The sequence below is a fragment of the Streptomyces capoamus genome (assembly GCF_014654935.1).
Lineage (GTDB): Bacteria > Actinomycetota > Actinomycetes > Streptomycetales > Streptomycetaceae > Streptomyces > Streptomyces capoamus.
The window spans coordinates 70,476-71,089 of sequence record NZ_BNBF01000018.1 but is presented as its reverse complement, the minus strand read 5'-3'; the positions used below and the strand labels follow the sequence as shown (position 1 = coordinate 71,089).

Below are 614 nucleotides of genomic sequence, written 5' to 3'. Positions count from 1 at the left end.
CGTACCCGGGGTGACGGCGATGCCGTGCGCCCGCGCGGCGGCCGTGAAGGTGTCCGCCCGCCACGGCGCGGGCAGTTCCCACCAGGCGAAGTAGGCGGCCGGGTCGGACCGTACGGCGAACCCGGCCAGTTTCCCGGCGACCAGCCGCTGGCGCCGCCGGGCGTCCTGCCGCTTGGCCGCCACCAGCCGGTCCACGGTGCCGTCGCCGAGCCACCGCACCGCCGCCTCCAGCGCGAAGGCGCCCGCGCTCCACCCGCCGGACCGCACGGCCCGCGCCACCGCCTCGACACGGTCGCGCGGTACGACGGTGAAGCCGACGGTGAGGCCGGGCGCGACCCGCTTGGACAGGCTGTCGACGAGGTGCACCAGGCCGGGCGCGAGCGCGGCGAGCGGAGGCGTGCCGCCCGGGTCCAGGAACGCCCAGATCCGGTCCTCGACCACCGGTATCCCCAGCCTGTGGACACAGTCGGCGAGCTGCCGCAGCCGCCCGGCGCCCATGGTCAGCGACGTCGGGTTGTGCAGGGCCGGCTGGAGGTACAGCGCCGACAGCGGCGCGCTGCGGTGGGCGTCGGCCACCGCCTGCGGCACGGGCCCCTCCGCGTCCGTGGCCAGCG

At 77.7% G+C, this 614-nt stretch carries 1 protein-coding gene; it reads right to left on the bottom strand.

What is annotated here, in order from left to right:
- On the bottom strand, positions 1-614 hold a 614-nt coding region (locus tag IE312_RS41845; protein WP_229900441.1), incomplete at both ends, for an aminotransferase class I/II-fold pyridoxal phosphate-dependent enzyme.